This is a genomic window from Sphingomonas jaspsi DSM 18422, from assembly GCF_000585415.1.
Classification (GTDB): Bacteria; Pseudomonadota; Alphaproteobacteria; order Sphingomonadales; family Sphingomonadaceae; genus Sphingomicrobium; species Sphingomicrobium jaspsi.
Genome location: NZ_KK073876.1, coordinates 163,614 through 174,923, shown reverse-complemented (window position 1 = coordinate 174,923; position 11,310 = coordinate 163,614). Strand labels below are relative to the sequence as shown.

At 65.3% G+C, this 11,310-nt stretch carries 1 protein-coding gene; it reads left to right on the top strand.

Features of this window, described 5'->3' with window-relative positions; translation table 11 throughout:
- Window positions 1-569: 569 nt before the first annotated feature.
- A complete protein-coding gene (locus tag G570_RS00860) occupies window positions 570-11,252 on the top strand; it encodes a DUF5801 repeats-in-toxin domain-containing protein (protein ID WP_084607407.1) in 10,683 nt (3,560 codons plus the stop codon).
- Window positions 11,253-11,310 lie beyond the last annotated feature (58 nt).

Below are 11,310 nucleotides of genomic sequence, written 5' to 3'. Positions count from 1 at the left end.
TAGCGCGGCTGGCGGCAAGTTTCACGTCCGATTGCGCGCCGCTGCGAGTCGCGGCCGAGTCGCGCGTCGATCCGGGGCCAAGATTCCCAAAGTGGGACGAGCTGAGCGGATTTTTTTCCACAGGCATCCGGACCACCGGAATCCGCGATGAATTCGGGCGCGACCCAAATTTACCCTTCGTTAACCTTTTGGTAACTCGGCTAATTAAATTAACAGAGGTTAAATTCGAGCCAATTCGGTGAATCTATTCAAATTCAATTATGCACGTATTGTCTGCAATATGTCGATGTAATGCTAATGAGACGTCGGCTAAATTATAGTCTAGGCAAATCTATACTGATATTCAGGCTGGACGTTAACCAATGTATTCTAAGATATAGTGTAAGGAAAACTCTTCAAAACGGAGGTAAAATCCTGCCAGACTTGAAAAATTCCCAATTGCGTTGTTTGTCTTGCTTCACGAGCGCGGGGGCGTTCCGGGAAATTAACCAATCGATCCTTTTTCCCGGTTAACCGGATCGTCCCCCCGACATGGATGAAATCGCGGCGCGGCCGCTGTTTCGTGAAGCATGAGGTGGGAAATGCGGTACGAAGACAATTCGCAGGCAGGCGGCATCGCGCAGGGGCAGGCTCCGGACGCGCGGGACGATAACGACCAGCTGACGGCGGGCAGCCGCGATCCGGCGGTCGGCAACGTCATCAGCGGCGAAGGCACGCGGTTCGGGCCGATGAGCTCGGACATGGCGGACGGCGCCCACATCACTAAGATCGCGGGCGCGGGCGGCACCGACAGCACGCTTTCGGGCGGCAAGCTTCAGGTCGCGGGCGAACATGGCCAGCTGACCATCGATGCCGACGGCAACTATCGCTACGTCCCGAAGGCCAACGTTCCCGAAAATTCAAAGGACGTCTTCACCTACACGCTCGCGGACGCGCATGGCCGCGTGGACACCGCCGACCTCATCATCGAATTCGGCAAGACCCAGCAGGCGGTCCGCGCCGATGCGCAGCAGGTCGTCCCGGGTCCCGACGGCGTCGTCGTGCTGCCGGAAGGCGTGCAGCTGAGCGACATCATGGTCGTCGGCCGCAACCTGGTCATCAACCTGCCGGACGGCACCCAGATGGTGATCGTCGACGGCGCCGTGTTCGTTCCGCAGCTCGTTCTGGGCGGCGTCGAGGTTCCCCCCACCAACCTCGCCACGCTGCTGATCGATTCGGAACCGCGTCCGGGTGAAGGTGGCGGTCCGCCGCCGTCGTCGGGCGGCAACTTCGAAGTACCGGTTCCGCCGCTGGATCCGGGCGTTCCGCTGGGCGACCTAATCCCGCCGACGGAAATGCAGTACAAGCCGCCGGAAGTGCGCGAGCCGGGCGTCGACGTGCCCGATCGCAAGCCGACGATCTCGATCGATCCGGGCGATGGCATTCCGGTGATCAATGCAACTGACGAAGTCCGTGAGGCCGGCCTTCCGACCCGCAACGGCGGCGAGCCGGCCGGGACCGGCGAAGCAGCCGACGGCAATGGCAGCAACAACAGCGACGGCAGCGAAGCGACGACGGGCACGATCCTGTACGATTCGCCCGACGGCGTCAGCTCGATCACCATCAACGGCGTTCTCGTCACCAATGTCGGCCAGGTCATCTCTGGCGACTTCGGCACGATGGTTATCACCAGCATCGCGCCCGGCGCGATCGGTTACAACTACATCCTCGGCGACAATACGTCGGGCAATTCGACGCATGACGATTTCGTCGTCACGATCACCGATCCCGACGGCGATGCCGCGACCGCGACCCTTCAGGTCAACATCGTCGACGACGCCCCGATCGCGGTCAACGATACTGACAGCATCGCGGCCGGTCAGTTCGGTCCGGCGACCGGCAACGTCATCACCGACGCATCGGCCGGCGACGCCGGCGACAGCGACAACGGCAAGGACAATGTCGGCGCCGACAACGCCACCGTCAGCGCCGTTTCGGGCGCCGGCGGCAGCGACAGCAGCTTCGACGGCAGCGGCAACCTTGTGGTCAACGGCCAGTATGGCGTGCTGACGATCAAGGCCGACGGGTCGTACAGCTATGTCCGCAACGAAGGCACGCCGGGCGGCGTGTCGGACGTCTTCACCTACACGCTGACCGACGGCGACGGCGACAATGCGTCGGCTACGCTGACCATCACCATCGCCGACGCGCTCCCGGTAACGGGCGAAAACGCTACCGCGCAGCTTGACGATGACGCCCTGCCGGGCGGCAATCCCGGCGGGATCGGCGACGATGCCGACGCCGCCAACCTCAGCGGCGTGCTCGCCGCGTCGGGCGGCGACGGTGCGTTGACCTATGCCTTCCAGACCGGCGGTGCGCCGTCGGGCTTCAGCTACCAGCTGCAGGCCAATGGCGACCTCTGGGTCCTGCAGGGCGCGACCCATGTCCTGACCGTGACGCTGAACACCGCCACGGGTGCTTATACGGTGATCCAGGTCGCGACGATCGACCACGCGGCGGGCAGCGATGAAAACAATGTCGACTTCAACATCACCTACAAGGTGACCGACGTCGACGGCGACAGCGCTTCCGGCACCCTGCACGTCAACGTCGACGACGATACGCCGACGATCGATCCTGTGCTCAACCGCGAAGCCGCGATCGTCGTCGATGAATCCGGCCCGAGTGCCGCGGCCGCCATCGCCACGCCGGGCGTCACCAAGGGTGACGATCCCAACGTCGCGGGCAGCGGCGCCATCGGCCATTCGAGCAGCGGGACGGCGATCGTCGATCTCAACGCATCGTTCGGCGCGGATGGTCCGGCCGCGGGCGGCGGGATCGCCTATGCGCTCAACGTCACCAATGCGACTTCGGGCCTTACGCTTACCGACGGTTCGCCGATTACCCTGGTCGAACTCGGCAACGGCGTCGTGGTTGGCGTCGTCCAAGGCGGCACCTTCGATGGCCAGGCGGCCTTCGCCATTTCCATCGACCCGGTGACCGGCGTGGTGTCGGTCGAACAATATCTGTCGCTCGATCACCCGGTGAATCCGGACCCCAACGATCCGCTCGGCCTTGGTGAAGGCACGCTGGCGGTGGTCGGAACGGCGACCGATGGCGACGGCGACACCGTGTCGACCGGCGACATCGACATTTCGAACCTCATCACCTTCCGCGACGACGGCCCATCGGTCGATCCGTCGCTCAACGCCAATTCGACCGTCACGGTCGACGAAAGCCTGCCCTCGGGCACGCCGGCGATCGACACCGGCGCCATCGTCAAGGGCGATGACCCCGACCTGGCGGGTGGCCTTGCCATCGGCCAAGCCAACAGCGGGACGGCCATCGTCACGCCGAATGCTGCCTTCGGGGCCGACGGTCCGGCGGCCGGTGGCGGCATCAGCTATGCGCTGACGATCACCAGCACCAATCCGGGACTGACGCTGACCGACGGCACGCCGATCTCGCTGCAGCTCGTCAACGGCGTCATTGTCGGCGTCGTCCAGGGCGGCGCATTCGACGGCCAGGCGGCGTTCGCCATCGCCATCGACCCGTCCACGGGCGTGGTCTCGGTCGAACAATATCTGTCGCTCGATCACCCGGTGAATCCGGATCCGAACGACGCGCTCCACATCATCGAGGGCGCGGTCGGCGTGACCGTCACGGCCACCGACGGCGACGGCGATCCCGTTACCTCGGGTGCGGTCGACATCGGCGGCCAGATCACCTTCCTCGACGACGGCCCGACGGTCGATCCGGCGGTCAACGCCAATGCGACGGTCACGGTCGACGAAAGCCTGCCCTCGGGTGTGCCGGGCATCGACACGGGTGCGATCGTCAAGGGCGACGATCCCGACCTCGCCGGCGGTCTTGCGCTTGGCCAGGCCAACAGCGGTTCGGCCATCGTCAATGCCAATGCGGTATTCGGCGCCGATGGCGCGGCCGATAAGGGTAGCCTCAGCTATTCCCTGTCGATCACCAACGCCAACAGCGGCCTGACGCTGACCGACGGTACGCCGATCCAGCTGCAACTGGTCAACGGCGTCATCGTCGGCGTCGTCCAGGGCGGCACCTTCGACGGCCAGGCGGCGTTCGCCATCGCGATCAACTCGAGCACGGGTGTGGTCACGGTCGAACAATATCTATCGCTCGATCACCCACTCAACCCGAACCCGAACGATCCGCTCGGCCTCGGCGATAACACCATCGCGGTTTCGGTCACGGCGACCGACGGCGACGGCGACAGCGTGACGTCGGGTGCGGTCGACATTTCGCACCAGATCACCTTCCTCGATGATGGTCCCACCATCGACCCGACGGTGAACCAGCGCGCGACGGTAACGGTCGACGAAAGCCTGCCTTCGGGCACGCCGGCGATCAACACCGGTGCGATCGTCAAGGGCGACGACCCCGACCTCGCCGGTGGCCTCGCCCTCGGCCAGGCCAACAGCGGCACGGCCATCGTCAACGCCAATGCAATGTTCGGCGCGGACGGCGCAGCGGCGGGCGGCGGTATCGGCTATGCGCTGACCATCACCAACGCCAGCAGCGGCCTGACGCTGACCGACGGCACGCCGATCCAGCTTCAGCTGGTAGGCGGCGTCATCGTCGGCGTCGTCCAGGGCGGCACGTTCGACGGCCAGGCGGCATTTGCCATCGCCATCAACCCGACCACGGGCGTGGTGTCGGTCGAACAATATCTGTCGCTCGATCACCCGGTGAACCCGAATCCGAACGACCCGCTGGGTCTCGGCGAAGGCACGGTCGGCGTCATCGTGACGGCGACCGACGGCGACGGCGATGCCGTCACCTCGGGCGCGGTCGATATTTCGGGGCAGATCACCTTCCTCGACGACGGCCCGACCATCGACCCGGTGCTGCACGCCAACGCGACCGTTACGGTCGACGAAAGCCTGCCTTCGGGCACGCCGGCGATCGACACCGGCGCCATCGTCAAGGGTGACGATCCCGACCTCGCCGGCGGCACCGCCATCGGCCAGGCCAATTCGGGCGTCGCCGTCGTCGATGCCAATGCCGTGTTCGGCGCCGACGGCGCGGCCGCGGGCGGCGGGCTAAGCTACGCGCTGACCATCACCAGCGCCAATCCGGGCCTGACCCTCACTGACGGGACCCCGATCCAGCTTCAGCTGGTCAATGGCGTCATCGTCGGCGTCGTCCAGGGCGGCACCTTCAACGGCCAGGCGGCCTTCGCCATCGCGATCAATCCGACCACGGGCGTGGTTACGGTCGAACAATATCTGTCGCTCGACCATCCGGTGAACCCGGATCCGAACGATGCTCTGCACATCATTCAGGGCGCGGTCGGTGTCACGGTCACCGCGACCGACGGCGACGGCGATGCCGTCACCTCGGGTGCGATCGACATTTCGGGCCAGATCACCTTCCTCGACGACGGCCCCACGGTGAACCCGACGGTCAATGCCAATGCGACGGTCACGGTCGACGAAAGCCTGCCTTCGGGCACCCCGGGCATCAACACCGGTGCGATCGTCAAGGGAGACGACCCCGATCTGTCGGGCGGCCTCGCCATCGGCCAGGCCAACAGCGGCTCGGCCATCGTCAACCCCAATGCGGTGTTCGGTGCCGACGGCCCGGCGTTGCAGGGTTCGATCAGCTATGCGCTGTCGATCATCAACGCCAACAGCGGTCTCACGCTGACCGACGGCACGCCGATCCAGCTTCAGCTGGTGGGCGGCGTCATCGTCGGTGTCGTCCAGGGCGGCACCTTCAACGGCCAGGCGGCGTTCGCCATCGCGATCAACTCGGGCACCGGTGTGGTCACGGTCGAACAATATCTGTCGCTTGATCACCCGATCAACCCGAACCCCAATGATCCGCTCAGCTTCGGCTCGAACATCATTGGCGTGACGGTGACGGCGACCGACGGCGACGGCGACCCCGTTACCTCGGGTGCAGTCGACATCGGCGGCCAGATCACCTTCCTCGACGATGGTCCGCTGGCCAAGAACGACACCGACATCACGGATCCGCTGACCGACCAGGCGTCGGGCAATGTGATCACCGGTTCGGGCACCAACGAAGGCACGGCAAACGCCGATGTCCCGGGTGCCGACGGTTTCGGTGCGGTTTCGGGCCTGTCTGGCTATAACGGCAGCACCGACACCAACCCGGCCGGCGGTTTCGACGTCAACGGCCAGTACGGCACGCTGCACATGAACGCCGACGGCAGCTACACCTATACCCGCACCAGCGGGCCGGGCGGCGCGACCGACAGCTTCGTATACAGCTATGTCGACGGTGACGGCGATCCGGCGTCGGCGACGCTGACCATCACCATTGCCGACAGCACCCCGAACCTGCCCGATCCGGCGCCGGTCCTGCTGGACGACGATGCACTGTCCGGTGGCAATGCCGGCGGCACGGGCGACGATCCCGACGCGCAGGGCCTTCCGGGCCAGCTGGTCGGAACCGGCGGCGACGGCGCGCTGACCTACAGCTTCTCGGGGCTTAACACGCTTCCTTCGGGCTTCACGGTCAACGTGGTCAACGCCACGACGGTCCAGGTGCTGCAAGGCGGAACGGTCGTCCTGACGGTGACGCTGAACCAGACCACCGGTGCGTTCAACGTGGTTCAGAACCATGCGATCGATCATCCGGCGGGTAGCGACGAAAACAATCTCGTCTTCTCGATCGGCGTCAAGGTCACCGACCTCGACGGCGATACGGACCCGGCCACCATCACCATCAACGTCGACGACGATACGCCGACGGTGTCGAGCAACGGGACCGTCCAGCTGGACGACGACGCGCTGGCCGGCGGCAACGCGGGCGGCACCGGCGACGATGCCAACTCGGTCAACGCGACCGGCACGCTGGCGCACAGCTACGGCGCCGATGGTGCAGGCTCGATCGCCTACAGCACGACCGGTGCACCGGCTGGCTTCAGCTATTCGCTGCAGCCGAACGGCGACCTGTGGGTGATGCAGGGTGCGACGCATGTCCTGACCCTGACGGTGAACAGCACGACCGGCGCCTATACGGTTACCCAGGTCGCACCGATCGATCATCCGACCGGCAATGCAGAAAACAACGTCTCGTTCGCGATCAGCTATGTGGTCACCGACCATGACGGCGACACGGCCACCGGCTCGATCACCGTCAATGTCGACGACGATACGCCGACGGCGACTGCAACGCAGCTGACCGGGACCGTCGACGAAGACGGTCTGCCGGGCGGCATTCCGGGCGGAACGGGCGACGTGCCGGGCGAATCCACCACCGCTTCGGGCAACGTCTCCAGCCTGTTCTCGGCCGGTGCGGACACTCCGCTGGTCTACCAGTTGGTCAACGCCTCGTCGCTGACCGCGCTTGGCCTGACCTCGGGCGGTGTTGCGCTCACCTATCAGATCGGCGTCAACCTCGGCGTCTACACGCTGACTGCGTCGGCTGGTGCGACCACGGTCTTTACCTTGACGCTGGACTCGACCACCGGCGGCTACCTGTTCACGCTCAGCGCGCCGCTGGATCATGCATCGGGTCTCAACGAGAATGACATTGTCATCAACCTGAGCTCGATCATCCAGGCGTCCGATCACGACGGCGACACGGTCGCGGCCGGGGCCAGTGCCCTGGTCATCACGGTCGATGACGACACGCCGACGGTGGCGAGCAATGGGACGGTCCAGCTCGACGACGACGCGCTGGCCGGCGGAAATGCGAACGGCACCGGCGACGACGCCAATTCGGTCAACGCAAGCGGCACGCTGGCGCACAGCTATGGCGCCGATGGCGCGGGCTCGACGGCCTATCTCACCACCGGCGCACCGGCTGGCTTCAGCTATTCGCTGCAGCCGAACGGTGACCTGTGGGTGATGCAGGGCGCGGTCCATGTGCTGACCCTGACGGTGAACAGCACGACCGGTGCCTACACGGTGACCCAGGTCGCGCCGATCGATCACCCGGCGGGAAGCGACGAGAATAACGTCTCGTTCGCGATCAGCTATGTGGTCACGGACCGTGACGGCGACACCGCGACCGGCTCGCTTCTCGTCAACGTCGACGACGACACACCGACGGTGTCGAGCAATGGGACCGTCCAGCTGGACGACGACGCGCTGGGCGGCGGTAATGCGGGCGGCACCGGCGACGATGCCAACTCGGTCAACGCAAGCGGCACGCTGGCGCACAGCTACGGCGCCGACGGTGCAGGCTCTGTCGCCTATGCGACCACCGGTGCACCGGCTGGCTTCAGCTATTCGCTGCAGCCGAATGGCGACCTGTGGGTGATGCAGGGTGCGACGCACGTTCTGACCCTCACGGTCAACGGCACGACCGGCGCCTATACGGTGACCCAGGTTGCACCGATCGATCATCCGGCGGGCGGGGACGAGAATAATGTCTCGTTCGCAATCAGCTATGTGGTCACCGACCATGATGGCGACACGGCCACCGGCTCGCTTCTCGTCAACGTCGACGACGACACGCCGACGGCGGCGATCAACCTCACCGGCTCTGCCGTGGCGGTCGACGAAACCGCCGGCCTGCAGGGCGATGCCAACGATGTCGCGGGTCCGCTCGCGGTGTTCAACGGCGTGGCCAACAAGGGCGTCGACGTTTGGATGGCCTATCAATATGCGTCGAACGCTTCGGCGGTCGTCAATTCGACAGGTAGCTCCTACGGCGCCGACGGCGCGGGCACGACCGCGTTCAGCCTGGCGATCGCGTCGGACGGCGTCAGTTCGGGCCTCCAGACGACGGACGGCTTCAACATCGTCCTCCACGTCGAAGGCGGGCTGGTTGTCGGCCGTGTGGTCGGCGGCGCCGATGACGGCAAGGCGGCCTTTGCGGTGTCAATCGACTCCACCGGTCACATCAGCATGGTCGAATATCTGTCGATCAAGCACACCAACACGGGCAGCAACGACGAATCGTCGTCGATCACCAATACGGCGATCCAGGCTGTCGTGACGGTTACCGACCATGACGGCGACAGCGCGTCGCAGTCGATCAACATCGGCAGCCAGATCCAGTTCCAGGACGATGGTCCGACGCTGGGTGTGGTGCAGAGCCAGCAGACCGACAACAACCCGGCCACCACGCCGGCGATCGGTACGCTGCACTTCTCGCCGGGGTCTGACGGTCCGGGTTCGCTGATGACGATCACGGCCAACAACACCGGCCTGAAATCGGGCGGCCATGCGCTGGTGACCAACCAGGTCGGCAACGTGCTGACGGCCTATCAGGACGTTAACAACAACGGCACCTATGAAGCGGGGACGGACAATGTCGCGGTCTACACCGTGACGGTCAATCCGACGGCGGGCGGTTCGGGACAGTATGTGTTCGACCTGATCACCCCGCTGGATCCCACGGTGACCGACGTTCCGATCGGCGGATCCAGCTCCTTCGGCGCGGGTCCGACCACCTATCAAGTTCTGACCGGCGGTGGTGGCAACCTTTGCGTCGTTTCGGGCTACACGACTGGCGCAGGCTTCAACGAAGCGAGCTGGCTGGCGACCGGTAATGCTGGTGCCAACCTGACCACCGCGGGTGTGAACGGCTCGACGGCCGGTTGGGGTGTCGACAATAACAACTTCGAAGGAACCAACGAGTTCTTCAATTGGGATTTCGGCCCGCAAGCGCTGGACGATCCGGACGGCGCGGGCGCCTTCGTGCCTCCGGCAAATCCGGGCCTGCCGAACATCAGCTATGCGGTGTATGACTTCATCAACTACGGAGCGGGGGACGACATCACTTACGTCGTCCACTTCACCGATGGCACGTTCGCGTCGGGTCACATCCCGACCAGCGTCTTCGATGGATCGAGCAGTGCTGCGGCGACCAACTGGACCTACAGCGCGCCGGCGGGCAAATTTATTGCCGACATCGAGATGTATAGCAGCGGCGCGGCTCCGGGTAAGGTTGACCTCGTCTCCGTTGGTGTCACCAGCTCGACCCTCAACGTCACGCCATCGTTCACCGTTGCGCTGACCGACGGCGACGGCGATCCGACTGCCGCCGGGGCGTTCTCGGTTCACATCGCGACCGGCCTGGTGCCGTTCGCCCCTGCGGCTCCGGTGGTGCTCGACCTCAATGGCGATGGCGTGCACTTCCTCAGCCAGGATGCGGGCGTCCATTACGACTATGGCAACGGCCTTGTGTCGACGGCATGGGCGGCTGCGGACGACGGTATCCTGGTGCGCGACGCCAACGGCAACGGAACTGTCGACGGGGCTTCGGAATTCGTGTTCGGCCATGACGGCCTGACCGACCTCCAGGCGCTCAACGCCAGCTATGGCGCGACGCTCGATGCGGGCGATGCCGACTATGCCAAGTTCGGGGTGTGGCAGGATGCCAACTCGAACGGCACCGTCGACGCCGGCGAATATCGCTCGCTGGCAGAAGCCGGCATCACGGCGGTCTCGCTGGTCTCGAATGGCGTCAGCTACTCGACCGCCGACGGCGATGTGCAGGTTGCCGGCACCGGCACCTACACCAATGCCGACGGGTCGACCGGATCGCTGGCCGATGCCAGCTTCTCGGTCAGCGCGGCGACCACCGAACAGCAGCGGCTGGCCGGCAACGACAACAGCCTTGCCCTTGCAGCGGCTGTCGCGGCGGCGGGCCTGGCGGTGCTGCCGGCGGCGGCGCAGGGCATCGAGCATGCCGACGCCAGTGCAAACCTGGCGATCGATACTGCGATGTCGGGCCTGCACAACCAGGTCGTGGGCCGGGAATCGGTCAGCGACGACATCGTCGGCAACCCCATCGACCTGTCGATCGGGCACCAGTCGGCGATCGGTTCGACCAGCCTGTCCAGCAGCTTTGCGGCCGACGTCCAGTCGCTGTCGCATGGCGACCTGTCGGGCAGCCACGCCAGCCTGATCGGCACCGTCGAATCGCTGCTGGCCGATAGCGGACCTGCGTTCACGGCCGACTTTGCGGCGGCGGCGCAGGCAGCTCCGACCATCGCGATGCCGTCGGTCGAGGCGCTTCAGGCCGTCGGTCTCGGCAACAATGCCAACGTTCCGGGTCCGGTCTCGGCCATCCTTGCCGATGCCCTCGGACATGGCGGCGCGCCGACTGTGGACAGCCTGTTGGCCGGCATTCCGGCGGCGGGCGGCAGCCACGCCGAATCGGGCGCTCTGGACGCGGCAAGCCTGTCGGCTGGCCCTGTCCAAGGTTGGGACATGGGGGCACAGACCGCTTTCATGCTCCAGTCGGACATGATGATGAAGGTGAGTGCTTTGGCGCTCCATCATGACGCGGTTCCGCCGACAGTACACGGCTGAACCATGTGACGGCCGTCCCTGGTGGACGGGGACGGCCTTTGCGTTTGACCAGAAGGGG